The organism is Streptococcus mitis (assembly GCF_000960025.1).
Lineage (GTDB): Bacteria > Bacillota > Bacilli > Lactobacillales > Streptococcaceae > Streptococcus > Streptococcus mitis_DH.
The window spans coordinates 1,009,545-1,034,125 of sequence record NZ_JYGQ01000001.1 but is presented as its reverse complement, the minus strand read 5'-3'; the positions used below and the strand labels follow the sequence as shown (position 1 = coordinate 1,034,125).

The window sequence follows — 24,581 nt, the reverse complement described above, 5'->3', positions numbered from 1 at the left end:
GAGCAAAAATTTGACCTTTTTTGACCAAGATATTATAATAGTCTTATCTTCAGTCATTTGACCAATAAAATTAAAACTCAAAAGGAGAAATAAATGATTCCTGTAGTTATTGAACAAACAAGCCGTGGAGAACGTTCCTACGATATTTACTCACGTCTTCTTAAAGACCGCATCATTATGCTGACAGGCCCAGTTGAAGACAATATGGCCAACTCTGTTATTGCCCAGTTGCTTTTCTTGGATGCCCAAGATAGTACAAAGGATATTTACCTTTATGTCAATACACCTGGTGGTTCCGTTTCAGCTGGTTTGGCAATCGTTGATACCATGAACTTTATCAAGGCAGATGTCCAAACCATTGTTATGGGAATGGCAGCATCTATGGGGACGGTCATTGCATCAAGTGGAGCAAAAGGCAAACGTTTCATGCTTCCAAATGCAGAGTATATGATCCACCAACCAATGGGTGGTACAGGTGGAGGTACTCAGCAAACCGATATGGCGATCGCTGCAGAACACTTGCTTAAAACTCGTAATACCTTGGAAAAAATCTTGGCTGAAAATTCAGGTCAGTCAATCGAAAAAGTTCACGCAGATGCAGAACGCGATAACTGGATGAGTGCCCAAGAAACACTTGAATATGGCTTTATTGATGAAATCATGGCCAACAATTCATTGAATTAATGATCAAAGAAGGCAAACTCGACTGGGTTTGCTTTTTTTGGTATAATAGGGAGAGATTTCTTAGAAAGAGGATTTATCATGTTTGAAAAAGTCAATCGATCTGGCTTGATTATCTATCTTTACTATAATCGTGATGCCAAAAAATTGCAGGATTATGGAGATATTACCTATCATTCCAAGAAACATCGTTACTTACAACTCTATGTTCCAACTCAAGAAATGGAGCAATTGGTCGGGCGCTTGGGCAAGGAAAAGTTTATAAAAAAAGTCAGGGTTTGTCATATCCAAGAGCTGGAAACACCCTTTGTGGGCAATCTTCATCGAGAGGAAAACGTTATCATCGAAAAAGTTCAAGAAAAGTGTTGACAATTTTCTGATAATTCGGTATATTCTTAACATGCTATTTATTTAAGAAATAAGGAGACAAAAAAAGATGAAGAAAAAATTTGCCCTATCGTTTGTGGCGCTTGCAAGTGTAGCACTTCTTGCAGCCTGTGGAGAAGTGAAGTCTGGAGCGTCAAACGCTGCTGGTAACTCAGTAGAGGAAAAGACAATCAAAATTGGATTTAACTTCGAAGAAACTGGTGCCGTAGCTGCCTACGGAACATCTGAACAAAAAGGTGCCCAACTTGCCGTTGATGAAATCAATGCAGCAGGTGGTATCGACGGAAAACAAATCGAAGTAGTTGATAAAGATAATAAATCTGAAACTGCTGAGGCGGCTTCAGTAACAACTAACCTAGTAACCCAATCTAAGGTATCAGCAATCGTAGGACCTGCGACATCTGGTGCAACTGCAGCTGCTGTAGCTAACGCTACAAAAGCAGGTGTTCCATTGATTTCGCCAAGTGCGACTCAAGATGGATTGACTAAAGGTCAAGATTACCTCTTTATCGGAACATTCCAAGATAGCTTCCAAGGAAAAATTATCTCAAACTATGTTACTGAAAAATTAAACGCTAAGAAAGTTGTTCTTTACACTGACAATGCCAGCGACTATGCTAAAGGTATTGCTAAAGCCTTCCGTGAAGCTTACAAAGGTGAAATCGTTGCAGATGAAACTTTCGTAGCAGGTGACACAGACTTTCAAGCAGCCCTTACAAAAATGAAAGGGAAAGACTTTGATGCTATCATCGTCCCTGGTTACTACACTGAAGCTGGTAAAATTGTAAACCAAGCGCGTGGTATGGGAATTGATAAACCAATCGTTGGTGGTGATGGATTCAACGGTGAAGAGTTTGTACAACAAGCAACTGCTGAAAAAGCATCAAACATCTACTTTATCTCAGGCTTCTCAACTACTGTAGAAGTTTCAGCTAAAGCAAAAGCTTTCCTTGATGCTTACCGTGCTAAGTACAACGAAGAGCCTTCAACATTTGCAGCCTTGGCTTATGACTCAGTTCACCTTGTAGCAAACGCAGCAAAAGGTGCTAAAAACTCAGGTGAAATCAAGGATAACCTTGCTAAAACAAAAGATTTTGAAGGTGTAACTGGTCAAACAAGCTTCGATGCAGACCACAACACAGTCAAAACTGCTTACATGATGACCATGAACAATGGTAAGGTTGAAGCAGCAGAAGTTGTAAAACCATAATAGAAAAATGTTGAAATAGGGAATGAGCCTCTGACTCACTCCCTGTTTCGGTGTTTAAGAACCTATCAAAAAGTGAGGGGAAACCCTCAAAATTATAAATAGAAAGAGTGAATCTTATGCTCCAACAACTAGTAAATGGTTTGATTCTAGGTAGTGTTTATGCGCTGTTAGCCCTAGGATATACCATGGTTTACGGAATTATCAAGCTCATCAACTTCGCCCACGGTGATATTTATATGATGGGAGCCTTTATCGGTTATTTCTTGATTAATTCTTTCCAAATGAATTTCTTTGTAGCTCTTATTGTAGCTATGTTAGCGACAGCCATTCTTGGTGTCGTGATTGAGTTCCTTGCTTACCGACCTTTGCGTCACTCTACTCGTATTGCTGTTTTGATTACAGCTATTGGGGTTTCTTTCCTATTGGAATATGGGATGGTCTATCTGGTTGGTGCTAATACCCGTGCCTTCCCTCAAGCGATTCAAACAGTTCGCTATGATTTGGGACCAGTTAGCCTAACAAACGTGCAGTTAATGATTTTGGCCATTTCCTTGATTTTGATGATTTTGTTACAAGTCATTGTCCAAAAGACTAAGATGGGGAAAGCCATGCGTGCAGTATCCGTAGATAGCGATGCGGCGCAATTGATGGGGATCAATGTAAACCGTACTATCAGCTTTACCTTCGCTTTGGGGTCAGCTCTTGCGGGTGCGGCTGGTGTTCTGATTGCCCTCTATTATAACTCTCTTGAGCCTTTGATGGGAGTTACTCCAGGTCTTAAATCTTTCGTTGCCGCAGTACTTGGTGGTATCGGAATTATTCCTGGTGCAGCTCTTGGTGGTTTTGTGATTGGTCTATTGGAAACCTTTGCGACAGCCTTTGGAATGTCAGACTTCCGTGATGCTATTGTTTATGGAATCTTGTTGTTGATCTTGATTGTCCGCCCAGCTGGTATCCTTGGTAAAAATGTGAAAGAGAAGGTGTAAACGATGAAAGAAAATTTAAAAGTTAATATTCTATGGTTACTCCTTTTGTTAGCTGGCTATGGCTTGATTAGTGTATTGGTTTCAGTCGGAGTACTCAATCTATTCTATGTACAGATTTTACAACAAATCGGAATTAATATTATTCTGGCTGTTGGTCTCAACTTAATCGTTGGTTTTTCAGGCCAATTTTCACTTGGTCATGCTGGTTTCATGGCGATTGGTGCCTATGCCGCTGCTATTATTGGTTCTAAATCACCAACCTACGGTGCCTTCTTTGGAGCCATGCTGTTAGGTGCTTTGCTTTCAGGAGCAGTTGCCTTGCTTGTCGGAATTCCAACCTTACGCTTGAAGGGGGATTACCTTGCGGTAGCAACTCTCGGTGTTTCTGAAATTATCCGTATCTTTATCATCAATGGTGGAAGCCTTACAAATGGTGCAGCAGGTATCTTGGGAATTCCTAACTTTACAACCTGGCAAATGGTTTACTTCTTTGTCGTGATTACAACCATTGCAACCTTGAACTTTTTGCGTAGTCCAATTGGTCGTTCAACTCTCTCTGTTCGTGAGGATGAAATCGCTGCTGAGTCAGTTGGGGTTAATACGACTAAGATTAAAATCATCGCCTTCGTCTTTGGTGCTATTACTGCAAGTATTGCAGGGTCACTTCAGGCAGGATTTATCGGTTCAGTTGTACCGAAAGATTACACTTTCATCAACTCAATCAACGTTTTGATCATTGTTGTCTTTGGTGGACTTGGTTCCATTACAGGTGCTATTGTTTCAGCTATTGTTCTTGGAATTTTGAATATGCTTCTCCAAGATGTTGCTAGTGTGCGTATGATTATTTATGCTTTGGCCTTGGTATTGGTAATGATTTTCAGACCAGGTGGACTACTTGGGACATGGGAATTGAGCCTATCACGTTTCTTTAAAAAATCTAAGAAGGAGGAACAAAACTAATGGCATTACTTGAAGTAAAACAGTTAACCAAACATTTTGGCGGTCTAACAGCTGTTGGAGATGTGACTCTTGAATTGAACGAAGGGGAATTGGTTGGACTAATCGGTCCAAATGGAGCTGGTAAAACCACCCTTTTCAATCTCTTGACAGGTGTTTATGAACCAAGTGAGGGAACAGTAACACTAGATGGTCACCTTTTGAATGGAAAGTCACCTTATAAGATTGCTTCTTTGGGACTTGGACGTACATTCCAAAATATCCGTCTCTTTAAAGATTTAACAGTTTTGGACAATGTTTTGATTGCTTTTGGCAACCATCACAAACAACATGTTTTTGCTAGTTTCTTACGCTTACCAGCTTTTTACAAGAGTGAAAAAGAATTAAAAGCTAAAGCTTTGGAATTGCTGAAAATCTTTGATTTGGATGGTGATTCAGAAACTCTCGCTAAAAATCTTGCCTACGGACAACAACGTCGTTTGGAAATTGTTCGTGCCCTTGCTACGGAACCTAAAATTCTATTTTTAGATGAACCAGCTGCAGGTATGAACCCACAGGAAACAGCCGAATTGACTGAGTTAATTCGTCGCATCAAAGATGAATTTAAGATTACGATCATGCTGATTGAACACGATATGAATCTGGTCATGGAAGTAACAGAACGTATCTACGTACTTGAATACGGTCGTTTGATTGCTCAAGGAACTCCAGACGAAATTAAGACCAATAAACGTGTTATCGAAGCTTATCTAGGAGGTGAAGCCTAATGTCTATGTTAAAAGTTGATAATCTTTCTGTGCATTATGGCATGATCCAAGCAGTCCGTGATGTAAGCTTTGAAGTGAATGAAGGAGAAGTTGTTTCCCTTATCGGTGCCAATGGTGCAGGTAAGACAACCATTCTCCGTACCTTGTCTGGTTTGGTTAGACCAAGTTCAGGAAAGATTGAATTTTTAGGTCAAGAAATCCAAAAAATGCCAGCTCAGAAAATCGTAGCAGGTGGTCTTTCACAAGTACCAGAAGGACGCCACGTCTTCCCTGGCTTGACTGTTATGGAAAATCTAGAAATGGGAGCTTTCTTAAAGAAAAATCGTGAAGAAAATCAAGCTAATTTGAAGAAAGTTTTCTCACGCTTCCCACGTCTTGAAGAACGGAAGAACCAAGATGCAGCTACTCTTTCAGGGGGAGAACAACAAATGCTTGCCATGGGACGCGCCCTCATGTCAACACCAAAACTTCTTCTTTTAGATGAACCATCAATGGGACTTGCCCCAATCTTTATCCAAGAGATTTTTGATATCATTCAAGATATCCAGAAGCAAGGGACAACTGTCCTCTTGATTGAACAAAATGCCAATAAAGCACTTGCAATCTCTGACCGAGGATATGTACTGGAAACAGGGAAAATCGTTCTATCAGGAACAGGAAAAGAACTCGCCTCATCAGAAGAAGTCAGAAAAGCATATCTAGGTGGCTAAAACAATCCAGTGGATTGTTTTAGCCGGTGGATGAGGATTACGAAGTAATCATCATTATAGTCCAGGGGACCTTTTTAGTTGACAGATATAGATTGTAAAGCAATCTTTATCTACATTAAAAGGTTAATTTCTAATAATTGAAAAAAATGGAATGAAACGTTTCTTACATTCATTCAGAGAGCTCGATTTCAGAGCTCTTTTTGCTAGCTTATTCATACTTTTCTGAATTTTGAAAAAGAAATGTAAGCGTTTGATAGATTTACAAAAAGATTGTATAATAGGGATAAGAATAGAAAAGGAGAAGTCTCATGGCAGTTAAAGATTTTATGACCCGCAAGGTAGTGTATATTAGTCCAGATACAACAGTATCTCATGCAGCAGATTTGATGAGAGAGCAAGGGTTGCACCGCTTGCCTGTTATCGAAAATGATCAATTGGTTGGTTTAGTAACTGAAGGAACCATTGCCCAAGCTAGTCCATCAAAAGCAACCAGTCTTTCTATCTATGAGATGAATTATCTTCTAAATAAGACAAAAGTAAAAGATGTGATGATTCGCGATGTTGTCACTGTTTCAGGCTATGCGAGTCTAGAGGATGCAACTTATCTGATGTTGAAAAATAAGATTGGTATTCTTCCTGTAGTAGATAACCATCAAGTCTATGGGGTTATTACGGACCGTGACGTTTTCCAAGCCTTTCTTGAAATTGCAGGTTATGGCGAAGAAGGAATTCGTGTACGCTTTGTTACGGAAAATGAAGTTGGCGTTCTTGGAAAAATTATTTCTTTGATTGTAGAAGAAAATTTGAATATCTCTCATACAGTCAATATTCCGCGTAAGGATGGTAAGGTCATTATCGAAGTTCAAATCGATGGATCAATTGATTTACCAGCCTTGAAAGAAAAATTTGAATCAGAGAATATTCAAGTAGAAGAGATTACTCGCACTTCAGCAAAAGTCTTGTAAGAAGGGAAGCCGAAAGGCTTCTTTTTACGTGTAATAAGGGATTAGAGCAAAAGATGGAAAGAAATGATAAAATATGCTATAATGAAATAATGTAAAAAAGGAGTATTTATGGACATTTCAGAAATTCGTCAGAAAATTGACGCAAATCGTGAAAAATTAGCTTCTTTCAGGGGGTCTCTTTGACCTCGAAGGTTTAGAGGAAGAGATTGCCATCTTGGAAAACAAGATGACAGAACCTGATTTTTGGAACGATAATATCGCGGCCCAAAAAACGTCGCAAGAATTAAATGAATTAAAAAACACCTACAACACCTTCCACAAAATGGAAGAGTTGCAGGATGAAGTTGAAATTTTATTAGACTTTTTAGCTGAAGATGAGTCGGTGTATGAAGAATTGGTTGAACAGTTATCCGAACTTGATAAGATGATGACCAGTTACGAGATGACCCTTCTCTTGTCAGAACCTTATGACCATAATAATGCGATTTTGGAAATCCATCCAGGATCCGGTGGGACTGAGGCTCAGGACTGGGGTGATATGTTGCTCCGTATGTACACTCGCTATGGAAATGCTAAAGGCTTTAAAGTGGAAGTATTGGATTACCAAGCAGGGGATGAAGCTGGTATTAAGTCAGTAACCTTATCATTTGAAGGACCTAATGCCTATGGTCTTCTCAAGTCAGAAATGGGGGTTCACCGTTTGGTGCGAATTTCACCATTTGACTCTGCTAAACGTCGCCATACCTCTTTCACATCTGTAGAAGTAATGCCAGAATTGGATGATACCATTGAAGTGGAAATCCGTGAAGATGATATCAAGATGGACACCTTCCGTTCAGGTGGTGCTGGTGGACAAAACGTCAATAAGGTTTCCACAGGTGTACGTTTAACACATATTCCTACTGGGATTGTTGTCCAGTCAACGGTCGATCGTACCCAGTATGGAAATAGAGATCGTGCCATGAAGATGTTGCAGGCTAAGCTCTATCAAATGGAGCAAGAAAAGAAAGCAGCGGAAGTTGATTCCCTCAAGGGTGAGAAAAAGGAAATCACATGGGGAAGCCAAATCCGTTCATATGTTTTCACGCCTTATACTATGGTAAAAGATCACCGAACTAGCTTTGAAGTTGCACAAGTAGATAAGGTTATGGATGGAGACCTAGATGGTTTTATCGATGCTTATCTCAAGTGGAGAATCAGCTAAGATAGAAAGGAACTCACATGTCAATTATTGAAATGAGAGATGTCGTCAAAAAATACGACAACGGAACGACCGCCCTACGTGGTGTTTCGGTAAGCGTTCAACCAGGGGAATTTGTTTACATCGTAGGACCTTCAGGAGCAGGAAAGTCAACATTTATTAGAGCTTTGTACCGCGAAGTAAAAATCGAAAAAGGAAGCTTATCTGTTGCTGGTTTTAATCTGGTTAAAATTAAAAAGAAAGATGTCCCTCTCCTACGTCGTAGTGTTGGGGTTGTCTTCCAAGATTATAAACTGTTACCAAAGAAAACCGTTTATGAAAATATTGCTTATGCAATGGAGGTGATTGGAGAAAGTCGCCGTAATATCAAAAAACGTGTTATGGAAGTTTTAGACTTGGTTGGATTGAAGCATAAGGTTCGTTCTTTCCCAAATGAACTTTCAGGGGGAGAACAACAGCGTATTGCGATAGCGCGTGCTATTGTAAATAATCCCAAAGTATTGATTGCGGACGAACCAACAGGAAACTTGGACCCAGATAATTCATGGGAAATCATGAACTTGCTGGAACGCATCAATCTCCAAGGTACAACTGTCTTGATGGCTACCCACAACAGTCAGATTGTAAATACCTTGCGCCACCGTGTCATTGCCATTGAAAATGGCCGTGTCGTTCGTGACGAAGCTAAAGGAGAATATGGATACGATGATTAGTAGATTTTTTCGTCATTTATTTGAATCATTAAAAAGTTTGAAACGAAATGGCTGGATGACAGTAGCTGCTGTCAGTTCAGTTATGATTACTTTGACCTTGGTTGCAATATTTGCATCTGTTATCTTTAATACGGCTAAACTAGCTACAGATATCGAAAATAATGTCCGAGTAATGGTATACATTCGTAAGGACGTAGCTGATAATAGTGAGACGATTGAAAAAGAAGGTCAAACTGTTACAAATAACGACTACCATAAGGTATATGATGCTTTGAAAGGTATGTCAACCGTTAAAAGTGTTACGTTTTCAAGTAAAGAAGAACAGTATGAAAAGTTGACAGAAACAATGGGGGACAACTGGAAAATCTTTGAAGGTGATGCCAATCCTCTCTATGATGCTTATATCGTTGATACTAATACACCAAGTGATGTAAAGACAGTAGCAGAAGAAGCTAAAAAAATCGAAGGTGTATCAGAAGTTCAAGATGGTGGTGCTAATACAGAACGCTTGTTTAAGTTAGCCTCATTTATTCGTGTCTGGGGACTAGTTATCGCTGGATTATTGATTTTCATTGCGGTGTTCTTGATTTCTAATACTATACGTATCACCATCATTTCACGAAGTCGTGAAATTCAAATCATGCGTTTAGTAGGTGCTAAGAACGGTTATATCCGCGGACCTTTCTTGCTTGAAGGTGCCTTCATTGGTTTGCTTGGAGCAACACTTCCATCAGTTCTGGTATTTATTGTCTATAAAATGGTTTACCAATCGGTTAATAAGTCATTGGTTGGTCAGAACCTTTCAATGATATCACCAGAAGTATTCAGTCCACTGATGATTGCCTTATTATTTGTGATTGGAATTTTTATCGGTTCAATCGGATCAGGAATTTCAATGCGCCGATTCCTGAAAATCTAAAATAGAAGTATATTTGAGGAGATTTTAATATCTCCTTTTTTACTACAAAAATTTTAGAAAAAAGTCTACTTTTTTTTATAAAAGCCTTTACAAAAAAAATTAAAGTGGTATAATTGAATTATAGAAAGTGCAAACGTTTTCGTAAAACGTTTGCCTAAATAAAAATAAAGGAGATTTGAATGATGAAAGATACATTCAAAAATGTCTTGTCTTTCGAGTTTTGGCAAAAATTCGGTAAGGCTTTGATGGTGGTTATCGCGGTTATGCCGGCTGCTGGTTTGATGATTTCAATCGGTAAGTCACTTGTGATGATCAACCCTAACTTTGCCCCACTCGTTACTACTGGTGGTGTACTAGAGCAAATCGGTTGGGGAGTCATCGTTAACCTTCATATCTTGTTTGCCCTCGCTATTGGAGGAAGCTGGGCTAAGGAACGCGCTGGTGGTGCGTTTGCGGCAGGTCTTGCCTTTGTCCTAATCAATCGTATCACTGGTACAATCTTTGGCGTATCAGGAGATATGTTGAAAAATCCAGAAGCTATGGTCACAACTCTCTTTGGTGGATCAATCAAAGTTGCTGATTACTTCATTAGTGTTATGGAAGCTCCAGCACTTAACATGGGTGTCTTCGTAGGGATTATTTCTGGTTTTATTGGAGCAACTGCTTACAACAAATACTACAACTTCCGTAAGCTTCCTGATGCACTTTCATTCTTTAACGGAAAACGTTTTGTACCGTTTGTAGTTATTCTTCGTTCAGTAATTGCTGCAATCGTACTTTCAGCTTTCTGGCCACTTGTGCAAACTGGTATCAATAGCTTTGGTATCTGGATTGCTAACTCACAAGAAACTGCTCCAATCCTTGCACCATTCTTGTATGGTACATTGGAACGCTTGCTCTTGCCATTTGGTCTTCACCACATGTTGACTATCCCAATGAACTACACAGCTCTTGGTGGTACTTATGAAGTCTTAACTGGTGCAGCAAAAGGTAGCCAAGTATTTGGTCAAGACCCACTATGGCTTGCATGGGTAACAGACCTTGTTAATCTTAAAGGTACAGATGCAAGTCACTACCAACAATTGTTAGATACTGTTCACCCAGCTCGTTTCAAAGTTGGACAAATGATCGGTTCGTTCGGTATCTTGATGGGTGTGATCGTGGCTATCTACCGTAATGTCGATGCTGATAAGAAACATCAATATAAAGGTATGATGATTGCGACAGCTCTTGCAACATTCTTGACAGGGGTTACTGAACCAATCGAATACATGTTCATGTTTGTAGCAACACCTATGTACCTTGTTTACTCACTTGTTCAAGGTGCTGCCTTCGCTATGGCTGACGTAGTAAACCTACGTATGCACTCATTCGGTTCAATCGAGTTCTTGACTCGTACACCTATTGCGATTAGCGCTGGTATCGGTATGGATATTGTTAACTTTATCTGGGTAACTGTTCTCTTTGCCGTAATCATGTACTTTATCGCAAACTTCATGATTCAAAAATTCAATTACGCAACTCCAGGACGTAACGGAAACTACGAAACTGCTGAAGGTTCAGAAGAAGCTAGCAGCGAAGTGAAAGTTGCAGCAGGTTCTCAAGCTGTAAACATTATCAACCTTCTTGGTGGACGTGCAAACATCGTTGATGTTGATGCATGTATGACTCGTCTTCGTGTAACTGTAAAAGATGCTGACAAAGTCGGTGATGCAGAACAATGGAAAGCAGAAGGAGCTATGGGTCTTGTCATGAAAGGACAAGGAGTTCAAGCTATCTACGGTCCAAAAGCAGACGTATTGAAATCTGATATCCAAGATATCCTTGATTCAGGTGAAGTCATTCCTGAAACTCTTCCAAGTCAAATGACAGAAGCACAACAAAACACTGTACACTACAAAGGTGTAACAGAGGAAGTTTACTCAGTAGCTGACGGTCAAGTTGTTGCTTTGGAACAAGTAAAAGATCCAGTATTTGCTCAAAAAATGATGGGTGACGGATTTGCTGTAGAACCTGCAAATGGAAACATTGTATCTCCAGTTTCAGGTACTGTATCAAGCATCTTCCCTACAAAACATGCTCTTGGTCTTGTGACTGAAGCAGGTCTTGAAGTACTTGTTCACATTGGTTTGGACACAGTAAGTCTTGAAGGAAAACCATTTACTGTTCATGTAGCTGAAGGACAAAAAGTTGCAGCAGGTGATCTTCTTGTCACAGCTGACTTGGATGCTATCCGTGCAGCAGGTCGTGAAACTTCTACAGTAGTTGTCTTCACAAATGCTGAAGCTATTAAATCAGTTAAATTAGAAAAAACAGGTTCTCTTGCAGCTAAAACAGCAGTTGCTAAAGTAGAATTGTAATATACTTGAGGTTGGAAGCTGTTTTCCAACCTCTTGTTTTGGGAGAAAAGCATGAAATTTTTAACACTCAATACTCATAGCTGGATGGAAAAAAAAGCTGAGGAAAAATTCCAGCTCTTGCTTGAAGATATTCTTGATAAAGACTATGATTTGATTTGTTTCCAAGAAATCAATCAGGAGATCACTTCGCTAGAGGTGGAGGTGAATGACCTTTATCAAGCTTTGCCAGCAGCAGAGCTTATTCACCAAGATCACTATGTTAGACTTTTGGTTGAAAAGTTGTCAGAGCAAGGAAAAAATTACTATTGGACTTGGGCCTATAACCATATTGGTTATGACCGCTATCATGAAGGTGTGGCTATCTTGTCTAAAACACCTATTGAAGCAAGAGAAATTTTGGTTTCAGATGTGGATGATCCAACAGACTATCATACTCGCCGTGTCGCCCTGGCTGAAACTGTAGTCGATGGTAATGAACTTGCAGTTGCCAGTGTCCATCTTTCTTGGTGGGATAAAGGTTTCCAAGAAGAATGGGCACGATTTGAGGCTGTCTTGAAAGAATTGAACAAGCCACTTTTGCTGGCTGGAGATTTCAATAACCCAGCTGGTCAGGAAGGTTACCAAGCTATTTTAGCTAGCCCATTAGGTTTACAAGACGCATTTGAAGTTGCTCAAGAGAAAAGTGGTAGCTATACTGTTCCACCAGAAATTGATGGCTGGAAGGGGAATACAGAACCCCTTCGAATCGACTATGTTTTTACTACCAAAGAGTTAGCGGTGGAAAATTTACATGTCGTATTTGATGGTAACAATTGTCCACAAGTCAGTGATCACTATGGCTTGAATGCTATTTTAAACTGGAAATAATGAGTGAAAAGAGGTTGGGATTCACAAATTCCAGCCTTTTTTACTAGAGAAGCTAATAGAAATAGCCTAAATAAGTGAGACTACTGAAATGGAATAAAATATGGTATAATTGATAAGATAGATAGAATCGAGGATATTATGTCATTTACGAAATTTCAATTTAAAAAATATATTAGTGAAGCCTTGGAGGAGTTGAAATTTACAACTCCAACAGAGGTGCAAGACAAGTTGATTCCTATTGTTTTGGCAGGTCGTGACCTAGTCGGTGAATCAAAAACAGGTTCGGGTAAGACTCACACTTTCCTATTGCCGATTTTCCAGCAATTAGATGAAGCCAGCGATAGTGTTCAAGCAGTCATTACTGCACCGAGCCGTGAATTAGCTACTCAAATTTACCAAGCAGCCCGTCAGATTGCAGCCCACTCAGATGTCGAAGTTCGTGTGGTTAATTATGTGGGTGGTACGGATAAGGCTCGCCAGATTGACAAATTGGCAAGTAACCAGCCTCATATTGTTATCGGAACGCCTGGCCGTATTTATGACTTAGTTAAGTCTGGTGACCTAGCTATTCACAAGGCTAAGACCTTTGTGGTCGATGAGGCAGATATGACCTTGGATATGGGATTCTTGGAAACTGTTGATAAGATTGCTGGAAGCCTTCCAAAAGACTTGCAATTCATGGTCTTCTCAGCGACTATCCCACAAAAACTGCAACCATTCTTGAAAAAATACTTGTCAAATCCTGTTATGGAGAAAATCAAGACCAAAACGGTCATTTCTGATACCATTGATAATTGGTTGATTTCTACAAAGGGACGTGACAAGAATGCTCAAATTTACCAGTTAACTCAGTTGATGCAACCGTATTTGGCAATGATTTTTGTTAACACTAAAATGCGTGCTGATGAATTGCATTCATATCTGACTGCTCAAGGCTTGAAGGTAGCGAAGATTCATGGAGATATTGCCCCTCGTGAACGCAAGCGTATCATGAACCAGGTGAAAAATCTGGATTTTGAGTACATTGTCGCAACAGACTTGGCAGCGCGTGGGATTGACATTGAAGGTGTCAGCCATGTCATCAATGATGCCATTCCGCAAGATTTATCTTTCTTTGTTCACCGTGTTGGTCGTACTGGAAGAAATGGCCTACCAGGTACAGCTATTACCCTTTACCAACCCAGTGATGACTCGGATATCCGTGAGTTGGAGAAATTGGGAATCAAGTTTACTCCTAAAATGGTCAAAGACGGGGAATTTCAAGATACTTATGACCGTGATCGTCGTGCCAACCGTGAGAAAAAACAAGATAAACTTGATATCGAAATGATTGGTTTGGTTAAAAAGAAAAAGAAAAAAGTCAAACCAGGTTATAAGAAGAAAATTCAATGGGCGGTTGATGAAAAACGCCGCAAGACCAAGCGCGCTGAAAATCGCGCACGTGGTCGTGCAGAGCGTAAAGCAAAACGCCAAACATTTTAATAGAAAAAGTTGGAGTACTGAGCTCCAACTTTTTCTATTATGTGACTGAAAGTCACATAATAAACTAGCTCATATCAATAAAATAGTAGAGGTTCTAATCAATTTCAATAATTCAGAAAAAAGAAGACTGACAAAATATGACTACTTTAAGATGACACTAAAATTTGATATCAAACTCTAGCATATGGAGGAAGAAATCAAAATTAATGGATAGGTGATTACGGATATAAAGTTATAAGACTTGAAACTTTATTTCATAGACTTAATCACTCTTATCCTTCTTAAATTCATAGAGCTCTTCCAAGTAAAAATGAATTTTTTCTTTAATATATTTTAATGATTTATTATTAGTTATGTCTATAACACCAAACACACTATAGTGGTTTCGGTAAAGCTCATCATAATCAATCTGACTGCCTATGATGATGACTTCTGATTTTTTTGAACTAAATTGGATAGATTTTAAATAGAGTTTCATTTTTTTAGATGTTAGAGACCCTGATTTTATGATAAAATAAGTAGAAGATTTATATTTGTAGTTAATCTTATGTCCTTGTAAAATTTTTGTATTTTTAAATGTTTTTTTTAAGAAATAATATTTTAAATACAGAGATAAAATATAGCCAAATAAAGAGTAGTGTAAAATTTGAATTGCCTTCATATCTTTCCTTTCATTAGAAATTAGTTTATCAAATGAAGAAAGATTAATATTATTGAGGTACTAAAAAGTATCTATTTTATCATGAAATGTCTAAATTAAGAAAATTTTTACCATTTGAGATAGTATAGAAACCATTTGAGATTTTTATAATTTAATTTCCATAATTCTGATAAGATTAAACTTATAGAAGGAGGCTAAATATGAAAGACTATATTTTATATCAAGATAGAGCTATCGTAAAGGTACCACTCTCTAAAATTTATTATGTTACAACTCACCCAACAAAAGCTCATGCTGTTCTTTTTGTAACAGCCGAAGGGAATTTTGAAGCTTCAACCTCACTAGCTAAAATCGAAGAGGAAAGTACAGAAGAACTTATTAGATGCCATAGAAAGTTTCTTGTAAATAAAGATAAAATAGCAGGATTTAATCATGAGACAAGAACGATTATGTTTTTGGATGATAGAGTATCAGACATTGCTTGTTCTAGAAGACACTTTACAATATTAAAAAATCAGTGGAAAAATATATAGGAGTGAAGTAGTGAATATTTTTATACTAGAAGATAATTTTTTACAACAGACTAGAATTGAAAATATTGTCAAAAAAATTTTGGTGGATAATAAGATTGAGTATAGGCATTTTGAGGTTTATGGAAAACCTCAACAGCTTTTAGAGGACATTTCAGAGAGAGGAAATCATCAATTATTTTTACTTGATATTGAAATAAAAGATGATGACAAAAGAGGATTAGACGTTGCTAGAGAAATTAGAAAACTTGATTCTCAAGCAGTGATTGCTTTTGTAACATCACATTCTGAGTTTATGCCTGTATCTTTTGAATATTTAGTATCAGCTATTGATTTCATTGATAAAGAATTACCTGAACCATTATTTATCAAACGAATTGAAAATGTTATTTCAAGTGTTAGCGATAATCAAGGAAGAACAGTATCTGAGGACTCTTTTATATTTACAGGATCCAAAGCTCAAATTCAAGTCCCTTTTAAAGATTTATTGTATATTGAAACATCAACAATTGCTCATAAGTTGACTCTCTATTCCAAACGAGACATAGTTGAATTTTATGGACAATTGTCAGATATTCTTAAACAGGAACCACGTTTATTTCAATGTCATAGATCATTTATCGTAAATCCTTATAATATATCTTTAATTGATAAAGAAAATCGGTTAGTTCATTTTCAGAACGGATCCTCTTGTATTGTCTCTAGATTAAAAATTCGTCCACTTATGAAAGCTATCGAAAGACTTCATGACTAAGGAGATTTAGATGATATTTTTTCTAAATATTATAGGTGTTTTTCTATTGTTATGTATCCATACTAAGGTTGTAGGTGAGAGATTAAATCTGAAAAAAATCGGAATATCCATTATTCTGTTCCATCTTTTAACATTACTATTTATTGTTTTATTTAAATCGACTGGATTTTACTTTCTTGGGTCATTATTGATTTATCCTACCTTTTTTATCCTATATACTTTGTCTATTGGTAAATTAAGAAGTAAGGTTTCTTTATTACTTTTTTACTCATTATTTCCGCTTGGATTTTGGGATGTCATCAGAAATTTTTTAGGTTACTTTATAATTTCTAAGATTCCAATATTGTATAGACTATATGAAACTAATCTAGGAACAATGATTTTCTCTTTATTAGCTGAAATTATTGTGTTTTTTCTTATTAGTCTCTTTCGATATAATTTTAGTCATTTAAAAATAAAGAACTTGGATAGAAAGACAAAATTTATTTTAATTACTGCGGATATTTTAATGCTAGCCTATTTTATCTTACCATCTTATATAAACTATAGTGATAAAGTAAGTTGGGATAGAATGTTGGATTATAAAGAATTATGGACAGCAGTTTACTTTTTATTGTTTATTTGTTTTGTTAATCTCTTGGATAGAAGATTACTTCAAGAACTACAGGAGAAAGTCGTTCTACAAAAAGAAATTCAATTGCAAAATCTTAGTAATTATAGTCAACAAGTTGAGGGGCTGTATCAAGAAATTAGAAGCTTTAGACATGATTATGCTAATATTTTATCGAGCTTAAAAATAGGTATAGATCAAAAAGATATTAATCTGGTTTCTCAAGTTTATGATAGTGTTTTGAAAAATTCTGGTGAAAAATTAAAAGGCAAGCGTTTTGATGTAGCACATCTAAGAAATATCAATGATTTGGCGCTAAAGAGTTTACTATTATCTAAGTTATCGGAGGCCCAAAACTTATCTGTTCCAGTTTCCCTGGAGATTGGTGAACAGTTCTCTATAAAAAATATGGAACAAATAGACTTCTTAACAATTACTTCTATCTTGTTAGATAATGCTATAGAGTCCGCAGCAGAAGGAGGAATAGCAATTTGTTTTCTTGAAGATACAGAATGGAATAAATTAGTCATGATTGTAAAAAATTCTACTTTAGAAAGAGAGATAGAATTGAGAGATATATTCAAGCGTGACAATTCTTCAAAAGGAGAAGGTCGGGGTATAGGCTTGGCCAATGTTCGGAGAATTTTAAAATCTTATCCAAATGTATGTTTGAAAACTACAAGTAAAAATTATATCTTTACACAGATCTTGGAAATAGAACTTTAAAAGAGTCGCCATTCTTAGGATATTCTATAGAATATTTTAAGGGGGACTCTTTTGTTATGACTTTATATACATTATTTTTTAGCTAGTTCCTGTAAATGAGTTAGGAAATAGTCATAACAATAAAACTGGGCAAAAAAGCTAGAGTGACGACTTTACAATATCTAGCAGCGATTTGTGGAATAAATTTTAAAATGGTTTATTTTTAATCTTGAAAGGTTACAAATCATGAAAAAATACGTTTCGTGATGAAAAAAGTACATTTGAAGACTTTGCGGTAAAAATCGATTTTGTTCTGCTATACTGAACTTGTCAAGGTTATAATCCGACAAAAATAATAAAAATTAATATGGAGGTATTCCCCCATGGAAACAAAGACAACGATTCAATTTGATGTTTTGGATACCCAAATGTTGGCTAGTATTGAGGGAGGAACAGCTAGTGCAGGGGAAGTTTGCACATTAGCAGGAGCAATGATTGGTAGTTTGGTTGCACCAAGAGCTGGAACTTAGGCTGGAGGTGTTTTATGAGCACAATATTGCACAGCTATATGGGCTATCGCTAGATTTTTATAGAAAAGGGGTTAGTTGATGGAAAGTGGTGAATTTAGGCTAATTTTAGCTCTTTTTATATCTTTTTTTATAATAGGTGCGATTGGAATAGTTCTAAATGTTCCAATAAGCGAAGTTTTAGTTCTTTCTGTAGGTAGTGTGTTTTTTGAGTTGCTGATTCACTTAGTAACGCATAATAAGAAGAGAGGAAACATTAGTTTTGAACTATGCTTTAATCGATACAAACAATTTATTAAAAAGATTTTAGCACCTACATTTTTTCTGTTACTATTATCAATTATTTTTGTCGTTATAGATGGTTATAAGTCGTCATCTGTATTATTTTATACTCATATATTTGTAGTATTATTCACAGTAGGATACATTATTTCCTCGAATAATATCGAATTACATATTTCAAAAAAAGAATGAGTTAACGTTTTAATTATAGTATATAATAATAAATTATTTTGAGACATAGTAGTAAAGTGATTGAGCTATAGATATGATGAGGATGGAAATATGGAGATTGTTATAATGAACATAGTTAATTATCTCTTGCTAAAGATTGAATGGATAGTAAGTAATATCTTTATAAAAATGAGCATACTTTGGATGCTTATTTGGTTTCTATACTATTTAAAGAGTGATTTAGCAATGTATTTCTTGTTTTTTGGAAATGGCTTTTTATTATTGCTAATAATTTTTCGATTTGCACTGTATCAAATTAAACTAGTAATGCAGAATGATATTAACTAATTATGTCTAAATCATATTTTGGGTAATCAGATTATAATCATTCTGGACTTTTTCAAGACTTTTTGATAACTCCGATAATGTGTCTATTTAAATTTGAAGATAAGTGGAGTTAGCAACATGTAAATACTTTGTGATAAAAATCGATTTTGTTTTGCTATACTGAACTTGTCAAGGTTATAATCTGACAAAAGATTTCTATTATATACGAGATATTCATCATGGATACAAAAACAATAGAACAAGTTAATGTGCTCAAAGTTGATGCTCTTTCTATTATTGTGTTGAAGGAGGTAAAAATGATTTGGGTTGTATTTCAGGTATGGCAGGGATGACTGAAATAGACTTTTTCTACGCTGGAGCTGCGATTATATGTGGTGCTTCAGCTATGCGAATTTGCTAAAAAGAGAGAGGATGTACAATGAATAGTTCAATGAATCAGTTTTCAATTCTAAAAAACAGTGATTTACAAGAGTACTCTGGTGGATTAAATCCTACTTGTGGAGTATTAGTTGGTATGTTAATTTATATAGGTCTAACTGCATTTACTGGTCCTGTTGGTGTTGCATTGCGATTTCAACAGGTGGGCTAGCGGCAGATAGTTTTTGTAGATAATGAGAAAAGTAATTAGTATATTTTACATTATTTCTCTAGGAGTCTTGTCTTTACTAAAGTCACAAGATATTGTTGATATCATAGCCACTCTACTATTGATTTGTATAGGTTTAAAAGGAATGAACCAAAAGGGAACTTTATAAGGTTTTGTTGACGATACTTTTTCGCGTCATTACATGTTTGGACAATGTTTCATCTGTTAATTTCCAAATTGAGAATGGAGATATTGTAACTAAGTGTGATTTTGAGTCAACTAAAGATGTCATGGTTAATGGTTGGATATCTTCATTGGGTAGGAGCTATTGTCTTTCAGGTTATAGAGGATAATTTATGGATAAGAGAACAGAAGAAATTCTCAATAAGGTTTACAATTTGATTTTAGATACAGAGATTCATAAAAATGAACGAGATATTTTATTACGTTATAAAACTCTATTAGAGAATACAAACAATGAACAGAGAGTTGTCATGGAGTTGGCAGAAGCTCTTCGTCAGCAGGCTGTTAGTGGGATTCATAGTCAGAAATCATTGAGCCCAAAGGTTGCGACATTTTATAAAGAAATTGCCACATATGGAGAATTGAGTAAAAATCTAGCTCAAGGATTAATTTCTTTTGGTATAACGAGATAATGAAAAATGAGCAGAAAAAACTTACCGAGTTTGTAACAAGATAAAAAAATAATATAAATGTAAGGAAGTATTCGTGATGCATACAATGGTGAAACGATATGATGTAATGCATGAAGCAATGCTATCAAGAATTGAAGGTGAACTCTCATGCTTTGAGAAGGTATTGTTTCTTTAAGAGGATATGGTGGAGCTATTATAGGCTTTTGGATAGGAACTGAATTTTTTTTCTACGAAATAGAAAGTTGAGGTACAAATGAAGCAGCGTTTAATAATTGCAATTAGTTTTATAATGACTGGGATAGTCATTAACATTTTATTCGAATCAAATACTATTATTCATAAATTTATTGCTATATTAGGTCTGAGTATGTATTATAGAGGTGTTTCTAGAGAGTATAAAAAATATTAAAAGCAATTCAGATTTTGATTTAATTCTGTATATAACAGGATTAAATCCTTTTTGTTTTATGAGAACGAACTATCTATACAGAAACACTACATTATAGACTGCAAATTGAGTTTAAAAATGGTATAATGGTAAAGTTATATAGTCCCGATAAGATGGTAGAAATTTCTATTTTTTCTTTCGAGTCGCAACTCGCAAAGAATGACGGCTCAAAAGTCGTTCGTCATTCTACGGTTGCCGCTATAATGCGGTCACCCTATGCGCCTTACTAGCTTCAGAAATAAAAAAGTATCGTTTTTATTTCTTACGCGTTGTAACTCTTAGAAAATGAAAATACCTATCAGTACTTTGTAACTCTATAACACTATTTTTAAGGGGGGACATTTTTATGTCAGAACGTAAATTATTCACGTCTGAATCTGTATCTGAGGGGCATCCAGATAAGATTGCAGACCAAATTTCGGATGCGATTTTGGATGCTATTTTAGCTAAAGATCCAGAGGCGCACGTTGCTGCTGAAACAGCTGTATATACTGGTTCAGTCCATGTTTTTGGTGAAATATCTACAAATGCTTATGTGGATATTAACCGTGTGGTTCGTGATACCATTGCAGAGATTGGCTACACTAATACAGAATATGGTTTTTCTGCTGAGACTGTAGGAGTACATCCATCTTTGGTGGAACAATCTCCTGACATTGCCCAAGGTGTTAACGAAGCCTTGGAGGTTCGTGGAAATGCAGATCAAGATCCGCTGGACTTAATTGGTGCTGGAGACCAAGGTCTCATGTTTGGCTTTGCAGTGGATGAAACAGAAGAGCTCATGCCTTTACCAATTTCACTCAGTCATAAATTGGTTCGTCGTCTGGCAGAACTTCGTAAGTCTGGGGAAATTAGTTATCTTCGCCCAGATGCTAAATCACAAGTTACGGTTGAGTATGATGAAAATGACCGTCCAGTACGTGTGGACACAGTCGTTATTTCAACTCAGCACGATCCAGAAGTCAGCAACGAACAAATTCACAATGATGTCATTAACAAGGTTATCAAAGAGGTTATTCCAGCCTCTTACTTGGATGAGCAAACAAAATTCTTTATCAATCCTACTGGTCGTTTTGTAATCGGTGGACCTCAAGGGGACTCAGGTTTGACTGGTCGTAAGATTATCGTAGATACATATGGTGGCTACTCTCGTCACGGTGGTGGTGCTTTCTCTGGTAAGGATGCGACTAAGGTGGACCGTTCAGCCTCTTATGCGGCTCGTTATATTGCCAAGAATATCGTTGCAGCAGGTCTTGCTAAGAAGGCGGAAGTGCAATTGGCTTATGCTATCGGTGTTGCTCAACCCGTCTCTGTTCGTATCGATACCTTTGGTACAGGAACAGTAGCTGAAAGCAAGCTTGAAAAAGCAGCCCGTCGAATCTTTGACCTTCGCCCTGCAGGAATTATCCAAATGCTGGACCTCAAGCGTCCAATTTACCGTCAAACAGCGGCTTATGGACACATGGGACGTACAGATATTGACCTTCCATGGGAACGTTTGGACAAGGTAGATGCTTTGAAAGAAGCAGTAAAATAAGATTTTAAGAGGGAGTTCCCCTCTTTTTAATATACTATTTCCTCTAAAATAATTGAAATTATAGCCTGAATTTGATATGATATCTCTATGGATAAAAGTAGAGCAAAACGTGTTGAGCACGATAAAAAGAGAATCGGTTTAATAGCCCTGGTAGCTATCTTTTCGGTAAGTATTTGCGTCCTTGGTTCAGTGATTGGATACAAAGTCTATACAAAGCAAAGTTTTGAACAAAGGATTGAATCTCTCAAAAAAGAGAAAGATGATCAATTAAGTGAGGGAAATCAGAAAGATCATTTTCGTAAGGGACAAGCAGAAGTAATTGCCTATTATCCTCTCCAAGGGGAGCAAGTCATTTCATCTGTAAAAGAAATCATGACACAGGATATTAAGGAAAATCTGGAAGACAAGGAAAATCTGGTTTTTTATTATACGGAGAAACAGGATTCGACTTTAAAAGGGATTGTCAACCGAAGTGTGATGAAACAAGTCTATGATTTAACTTCGTCAAAAGTTGAAGAGACTGAAAAAACTAGTCTGGCAAAAGTACATTTGACAGAAGATGGTAAACCTTTTACCCTTGATCAATTATTTTCAGATGCTAGTAAGGCCAAAGAGAAACTGATAAAAGAGCTGACTTCTTTCTTACAGGACAAGAAATTGGAGCAAGAAAAGATTGATCAAGTTGTTAAAGGCTTCTCTGACCAAGACTTGTCTGTATGGAATTTTGATTACAAGGATAGTCAGATTATCCTTTATCCAAGTCAGTCAGTTGAAAATCTAGACGAGATTGCCTTGCCAGTATCTAGTTTCTTTGAAGTTATTCAGTCCTCTTATTTATTAGATAAGGATGCAGAGCTATATAAGGCTTATTATGAAAAGAAAAATCGTAAAGTAGTGGCCTTGACTTTTGATGATGGACCAAATCCTACGACGACAACTCAAGCATTAGATACTCTTTCTAAGTATGGTATCAAAGCAACTTTCTTTGTGCTAGGTAAGAATGTTTCTGGAAATGAAGAGATTTTGAAACGCATGAAATCGGATGGACATGTCATTGGAAACCATAGTTGGAGTCATCCAGTGCTTTCAAAACTTTCCCTTGATGAAGCTAAAAAACAAATTACTGATACTGAGGATGCGCTAACTAAAGTGTTGGGTTCTAGTTCCAAACTCATGCGTCCGCCTTATGGAGCCATTACAGACGACATTCGCAATAGCTTAGATTTGAGCTTTATTATGTGGGATGTAGATAGTCTGGACTGGAAGAATAAAAATGAAGCATCTATTTTGACAGAAATTCAGCGTGAAGTCAAGAATGGTTCTATTATTCTCATGCATGATATCCATGCTGAAACAGTGAATGCTCTGCCGAAGGTTATTGACTATTTGAAAGGGCAAGGTTATGACTTTGTTACCGTACCAGATTTGTTAGACTCTCGTCTTAAAGCTCATCAGCTCTATTACGACCGCAATCAATAATACACAAAATCTAAAGAGAAAAGTTTTCCTTGAAAATTTGGCTCTTTGGATTTTCTTCTCATAGAAAGGAAAAATAATGAAATCTTATACTTTAAATAATGGTGTTACGATTCCAGTACTGGGATTTGGAACCTGGAAAGCTGAAAATGGAGAGATTGCCTATCAAGCTGTTCTAGAGGCTTTAAAGGCAGGCTATCGCCATATCGATACGGCAGCTATTTATAAAAATGAAGAAAGCATTGGTCGTGCTATTCAAGATAGTGGCGTTCCGCGTGAGGAAATTTTTGTAACCAGTAAACTCTGGAATACAAATCACAACTATGAGCAAGCTCGTCAGGCTTTTGAAGAGTCTTTAGAGAAGCTGGGCTTGGGATATTTGGATTTGTATTTGATTCATTGGCCAAATCCAAAACCACTCAGAGAAAATAACCACTGGAAAATCCGAAATTCAGAAGTTTGGAGAGCGATGGAGGATCTTTACCTAGAAGGCAAAATCCGTGCTATTGGTGTTAGTAATTTTCTTCCCCATCATTTGGATGCCTTGCTTGAAACAGCAAAAATTCTTCCAGCGGTCAATCAAGTTCGTTTGGCGCCAGGTGTGTATCAAGAGGAAGTCGTAGATTACTGTCGAGAAAAAGGAATTTTATTGGAAGCTTGGGGACCTTTTGGTCAGGGAGAACTGTTTGATAGCAAGCAAGTGCAAGAAATAGCTGAAAATCACGGAAAGACTGTTGCTCAAATAGCCTTGGCCTGGAGCTTGGCAGAAGGATTTTTACCCCTTCCAAAATCTGTCACAGCATCTCGTATTCAGGCTAATCTTGATTGTTTTGAAATTGAACTGAGTCATGAGGAGAGAGAAACTTTAAAAATAATTGCTGTTCAGTCTGGTGCTCCACGAGTTGATGATATGGATTTCTAGAAAATCATAAAAAGAATTGTACATTGTTCCAATTTTTGATATAATAGTCTGCAGGAGAGAAAGTCTTATGGCGTTCTTCAAGCGAGCTTGGGATAGTGGGAGCCAAGTAGGGCAAAATAAAGAACTGGCGCTTTCTGTAGTATTTTCAAAAACAATGAAGTAA

General features: G+C 37.0%; 25 protein-coding genes. 24 read left to right on the top strand and 1 reads right to left on the bottom strand.

What is annotated here, in order from left to right:
* The first annotated feature begins 93 nt into the window (after positions 1-93).
* The 14 genes from clpP to TZ91_RS05285 all read left to right on the top strand — a co-directional run bounded on the left by clpP (position 94) and on the right by TZ91_RS05285 (position 14,205).
* Positions 94-684, top strand: coding sequence for an ATP-dependent Clp protease proteolytic subunit ClpP (gene clpP / locus TZ91_RS05350; RefSeq protein WP_000613475.1), 591 nt, complete (start codon positions 94-96; stop codon positions 682-684).
* Between the two features lie 78 nt (positions 685-762).
* Entirely contained in the window at positions 763-1,050 is a 288-nt protein-coding gene (locus TZ91_RS05345) for a YlbG family protein (RefSeq protein ID WP_000462118.1), read from the top strand.
* Positions 1,051-1,117: 67 nt separating this feature from the next.
* A complete protein-coding gene (locus TZ91_RS05340; protein WP_000726121.1) occupies positions 1,118-2,278 on the top strand; it encodes an ABC transporter substrate-binding protein in 1,161 nt (386 codons plus the stop codon).
* A gap of 116 nt (positions 2,279-2,394) precedes the next feature.
* Positions 2,395-3,264 (top strand): branched-chain amino acid ABC transporter permease, encoded by an 870-nt coding sequence (locus tag TZ91_RS05335; RefSeq protein ID WP_000941427.1) that lies wholly within the window; start codon positions 2,395-2,397, stop codon positions 3,262-3,264.
* Positions 3,265-3,267: 3 nt separating this feature from the next.
* Positions 3,268-4,224 (top strand): branched-chain amino acid ABC transporter permease, encoded by a 957-nt coding sequence (locus TZ91_RS05330; RefSeq protein WP_004256818.1) that lies wholly within the window; start codon positions 3,268-3,270, stop codon positions 4,222-4,224.
* On the top strand, positions 4,224-4,988 hold the full coding sequence (locus TZ91_RS05325) for an ABC transporter ATP-binding protein (protein WP_033687192.1): 765 nt from the start codon (positions 4,224-4,226) through the stop codon (positions 4,986-4,988). Before TZ91_RS05330 ends, TZ91_RS05325 begins: the two co-directional genes overlap by 1 nt.
* Positions 4,988-5,698 (top strand): ABC transporter ATP-binding protein, encoded by a 711-nt coding sequence (locus tag TZ91_RS05320; RefSeq protein ID WP_000062200.1) that lies wholly within the window; start codon positions 4,988-4,990, stop codon positions 5,696-5,698. Before TZ91_RS05325 ends, TZ91_RS05320 begins: the two co-directional genes overlap by 1 nt.
* A 308-nt stretch (positions 5,699-6,006) precedes the next feature.
* On the top strand, positions 6,007-6,663 hold the full coding sequence (locus tag TZ91_RS05315; protein ID WP_000268667.1) for a CBS domain-containing protein: 657 nt from the start codon (positions 6,007-6,009) through the stop codon (positions 6,661-6,663).
* Positions 6,664-6,771: 108 nt separating this feature from the next.
* Positions 6,772-7,867 (top strand): peptide chain release factor 2 gene (gene prfB / locus TZ91_RS05310; protein ID WP_128969929.1). Its coding sequence is split into 2 segments (ribosomal slippage): positions 6,772-6,843 and positions 6,845-7,867, totalling 1,095 coding nucleotides; the frame shifts between segments, so codons are not numbered across the junction.
* Positions 7,868-7,884: 17 nt separating this feature from the next.
* Positions 7,885-8,577: a cell division ATP-binding protein FtsE gene (gene ftsE / locus TZ91_RS05305; RefSeq protein ID WP_033687190.1), complete on the top strand. Its 693-nt coding sequence runs from the start codon at positions 7,885-7,887 to the stop codon at positions 8,575-8,577.
* Positions 8,570-9,496, top strand: coding sequence for a permease-like cell division protein FtsX (ftsX, locus tag TZ91_RS05300; protein WP_000625545.1), 927 nt, complete (start codon positions 8,570-8,572; stop codon positions 9,494-9,496). Before ftsE ends, ftsX begins: the two co-directional genes overlap by 8 nt.
* A gap of 179 nt (positions 9,497-9,675) precedes the next feature.
* Entirely contained in the window at positions 9,676-11,856 is a 2,181-nt protein-coding gene (locus tag TZ91_RS05295) for a PTS transporter subunit IIBC (protein WP_080702875.1), read from the top strand.
* 51 nt (positions 11,857-11,907) lie between these two features.
* Entirely contained in the window at positions 11,908-12,723 is an 816-nt protein-coding gene (locus tag TZ91_RS05290; RefSeq protein WP_033687189.1) for an endonuclease/exonuclease/phosphatase family protein, read from the top strand.
* A 138-nt stretch (positions 12,724-12,861) separates the two neighbouring features.
* Positions 12,862-14,205: a DEAD/DEAH box helicase gene (locus tag TZ91_RS05285; RefSeq protein WP_033687188.1), complete on the top strand. Its 1,344-nt coding sequence runs from the start codon at positions 12,862-12,864 to the stop codon at positions 14,203-14,205.
* 262 nt (positions 14,206-14,467) lie between these two features.
* Here the strand turns inward: TZ91_RS05285 and TZ91_RS09875 are convergent, their stop codons facing one another.
* The gene (locus tag TZ91_RS09875) at positions 14,468-14,866 is read right to left on the bottom strand and encodes a hypothetical protein (RefSeq protein ID WP_050492416.1); all 399 of its coding nucleotides are present in this window, start codon (positions 14,864-14,866) and stop codon (positions 14,468-14,470) included.
* Positions 14,867-15,066: 200 nt separating this feature from the next.
* Here TZ91_RS09875 and TZ91_RS05275 point away from each other — a divergent pair, with 200 nt between their 5' ends.
* The 10 genes from TZ91_RS05275 (at position 15,067) to TZ91_RS05230 (ending at position 24,418) form a co-directional block, all read left to right on the top strand.
* A complete protein-coding gene (locus tag TZ91_RS05275; RefSeq protein WP_000656276.1) occupies positions 15,067-15,399 on the top strand; it encodes a LytTR family DNA-binding domain-containing protein in 333 nt (110 codons plus the stop codon).
* A 10-nt stretch (positions 15,400-15,409) separates the two neighbouring features.
* Positions 15,410-16,150 (top strand): response regulator transcription factor, encoded by a 741-nt coding sequence (locus TZ91_RS05270; RefSeq protein ID WP_033687187.1) that lies wholly within the window; start codon positions 15,410-15,412, stop codon positions 16,148-16,150.
* Between the two features lie 10 nt (positions 16,151-16,160).
* Positions 16,161-17,486 (top strand): GHKL domain-containing protein, encoded by a 1,326-nt coding sequence (locus TZ91_RS05265; protein ID WP_033687186.1) that lies wholly within the window; start codon positions 16,161-16,163, stop codon positions 17,484-17,486.
* Between the two features lie 362 nt (positions 17,487-17,848).
* The gene (locus TZ91_RS05260) at positions 17,849-17,995 is read left to right on the top strand and encodes a Blp family class II bacteriocin (protein ID WP_033687185.1); all 147 of its coding nucleotides are present in this window, start codon (positions 17,849-17,851) and stop codon (positions 17,993-17,995) included.
* A gap of 78 nt (positions 17,996-18,073) precedes the next feature.
* Positions 18,074-18,466, top strand: coding sequence for a hypothetical protein (locus TZ91_RS05255; protein WP_033687184.1), 393 nt, complete (start codon positions 18,074-18,076; stop codon positions 18,464-18,466).
* 745 nt (positions 18,467-19,211) lie between these two features.
* Positions 19,212-19,382: a bacteriocin secretion protein gene (locus TZ91_RS10395; protein WP_128969928.1), complete on the top strand. Its 171-nt coding sequence runs from the start codon at positions 19,212-19,214 to the stop codon at positions 19,380-19,382.
* Positions 19,383-19,735: 353 nt separating this feature from the next.
* On the top strand, positions 19,736-20,035 hold the full coding sequence (locus TZ91_RS05245; protein ID WP_033687183.1) for a bacteriocin immunity family protein: 300 nt from the start codon (positions 19,736-19,738) through the stop codon (positions 20,033-20,035).
* A 794-nt stretch (positions 20,036-20,829) separates the two neighbouring features.
* Positions 20,830-22,020, top strand: a complete 1,191-nt coding sequence (gene metK, locus TZ91_RS05240; protein ID WP_033687182.1) for a methionine adenosyltransferase — start codon at positions 20,830-20,832, stop codon at positions 22,018-22,020.
* A gap of 87 nt (positions 22,021-22,107) precedes the next feature.
* The gene (gene pgdA / locus TZ91_RS05235; RefSeq protein WP_045597162.1) at positions 22,108-23,499 is read left to right on the top strand and encodes a peptidoglycan-N-acetylglucosamine deacetylase PgdA; all 1,392 of its coding nucleotides are present in this window, start codon (positions 22,108-22,110) and stop codon (positions 23,497-23,499) included.
* A gap of 76 nt (positions 23,500-23,575) precedes the next feature.
* On the top strand, positions 23,576-24,418 hold the full coding sequence (locus TZ91_RS05230) for an aldo/keto reductase (RefSeq protein WP_033687180.1): 843 nt from the start codon (positions 23,576-23,578) through the stop codon (positions 24,416-24,418).
* Positions 24,419-24,581: the final 163 nt, after the last annotated feature.

Bases quoted from the DNA above. Each gene is read 5' to 3' on its own strand.
- clpP (WP_000613475.1), top strand. From the start codon at position 94: ATGATTCCTGTAGTTATTGAACAAACAAGCCGTGGAGAACGTTCCTAC.
- TZ91_RS05345 (WP_000462118.1), top strand. From the start codon at position 763: ATGTTTGAAAAAGTCAATCGATCTGGCTTGATTATCTATCTTTACTAT.
- TZ91_RS05340 (WP_000726121.1), top strand. From the start codon at position 1,118: ATGAAGAAAAAATTTGCCCTATCGTTTGTGGCGCTTGCAAGTGTAGCA.
- TZ91_RS05335 (WP_000941427.1), top strand. From the start codon at position 2,395: ATGCTCCAACAACTAGTAAATGGTTTGATTCTAGGTAGTGTTTATGCG.
- TZ91_RS05330 (WP_004256818.1), top strand. From the start codon at position 3,268: ATGAAAGAAAATTTAAAAGTTAATATTCTATGGTTACTCCTTTTGTTA.
- TZ91_RS05325 (WP_033687192.1), top strand. From the start codon at position 4,224: ATGGCATTACTTGAAGTAAAACAGTTAACCAAACATTTTGGCGGTCTA.
- TZ91_RS05320 (WP_000062200.1), top strand. From the start codon at position 4,988: ATGTCTATGTTAAAAGTTGATAATCTTTCTGTGCATTATGGCATGATC.
- TZ91_RS05315 (WP_000268667.1), top strand. From the start codon at position 6,007: ATGGCAGTTAAAGATTTTATGACCCGCAAGGTAGTGTATATTAGTCCA.
- ftsE (WP_033687190.1), top strand. From the start codon at position 7,885: ATGTCAATTATTGAAATGAGAGATGTCGTCAAAAAATACGACAACGGA.
- ftsX (WP_000625545.1), top strand. From the start codon at position 8,570: ATGATTAGTAGATTTTTTCGTCATTTATTTGAATCATTAAAAAGTTTG.
- TZ91_RS05295 (WP_080702875.1), top strand. From the start codon at position 9,676: ATGATGAAAGATACATTCAAAAATGTCTTGTCTTTCGAGTTTTGGCAA.
- TZ91_RS05290 (WP_033687189.1), top strand. From the start codon at position 11,908: ATGAAATTTTTAACACTCAATACTCATAGCTGGATGGAAAAAAAAGCT.
- TZ91_RS05285 (WP_033687188.1), top strand. From the start codon at position 12,862: ATGTCATTTACGAAATTTCAATTTAAAAAATATATTAGTGAAGCCTTG.
- TZ91_RS09875 (WP_050492416.1), bottom strand. From the start codon at position 14,866: ATGAAGGCAATTCAAATTTTACACTACTCTTTATTTGGCTATATTTTA.
- TZ91_RS05275 (WP_000656276.1), top strand. From the start codon at position 15,067: ATGAAAGACTATATTTTATATCAAGATAGAGCTATCGTAAAGGTACCA.
- TZ91_RS05265 (WP_033687186.1), top strand. From the start codon at position 16,161: ATGATATTTTTTCTAAATATTATAGGTGTTTTTCTATTGTTATGTATC.
- TZ91_RS05260 (WP_033687185.1), top strand. From the start codon at position 17,849: ATGGAAACAAAGACAACGATTCAATTTGATGTTTTGGATACCCAAATG.
- TZ91_RS05255 (WP_033687184.1), top strand. From the start codon at position 18,074: ATGGAAAGTGGTGAATTTAGGCTAATTTTAGCTCTTTTTATATCTTTT.
- TZ91_RS10395 (WP_128969928.1), top strand. From the start codon at position 19,212: ATGAATAGTTCAATGAATCAGTTTTCAATTCTAAAAAACAGTGATTTA.
- TZ91_RS05245 (WP_033687183.1), top strand. From the start codon at position 19,736: ATGGATAAGAGAACAGAAGAAATTCTCAATAAGGTTTACAATTTGATT.
- metK (WP_033687182.1), top strand. From the start codon at position 20,830: ATGTCAGAACGTAAATTATTCACGTCTGAATCTGTATCTGAGGGGCAT.
- pgdA (WP_045597162.1), top strand. From the start codon at position 22,108: ATGGATAAAAGTAGAGCAAAACGTGTTGAGCACGATAAAAAGAGAATC.
- TZ91_RS05230 (WP_033687180.1), top strand. From the start codon at position 23,576: ATGAAATCTTATACTTTAAATAATGGTGTTACGATTCCAGTACTGGGA.